Source organism: Pseudonocardia sp. EV170527-09, from assembly GCF_008369905.1.
In the GTDB taxonomy this organism is placed as follows: domain Bacteria; phylum Actinomycetota; class Actinomycetes; order Mycobacteriales; family Pseudonocardiaceae; genus Pseudonocardia.
Genome location: NZ_VRMC01000336.1, coordinates 1 through 482 on the forward strand (window position 1 = coordinate 1; position 482 = coordinate 482).

Below are 482 nucleotides of genomic sequence, written 5' to 3' on the forward strand. Positions count from 1 at the left end.
GACCACGGCTCGCAATTCACGTCCTGGGCGTTCGGGCGCCGACTGATCGAGGCGGGACTAGTCGGTTCCATGGGCTCGGTCGGCGATTGTTACGACAACTCGATGGTCGAGTCCTTCTGGGGGACGATGCAGCTGGAACTACTCGACTCCAGATCCTGGAAAAGCCGCGCCGATCTTGCCAATGCGATATTCGAGTGGATAGAGTGCTGGTACAACCCGATCAGGCGCCACTCCAGCATCGGGATGCTCAGCCCAGCCGACTACGAAACAGCCCACACCCCACCACACCAAGATCACTGACCCCACACCGTCAGTGTCCGGCGCAGGGGGCCAAGCTCAGGAACGGGGCCCGCGGGGTTCGCTGGCTGATGCGGTCGAGCCGCAGGTGCGGGCTCTGTTGGCGCAGTTCCCGCGGATGCCGGCCACGGTGATCGCCGAGCGGATCGGGTGGGCGCACTCGCTGACCGTGCTCAAGGACCGGA

At 64.5% G+C, this 482-nt stretch carries 1 protein-coding gene; it reads left to right on the forward strand.

What is annotated here, in order from left to right; translation table 11 throughout:
* The coding region (locus FVA95_RS29400) for an integrase core domain-containing protein (RefSeq protein ID WP_149666856.1) at positions 1–300 on the forward strand (300 nt) is incomplete at its 5' end.
* Positions 301–482 lie beyond the last annotated feature (182 nt).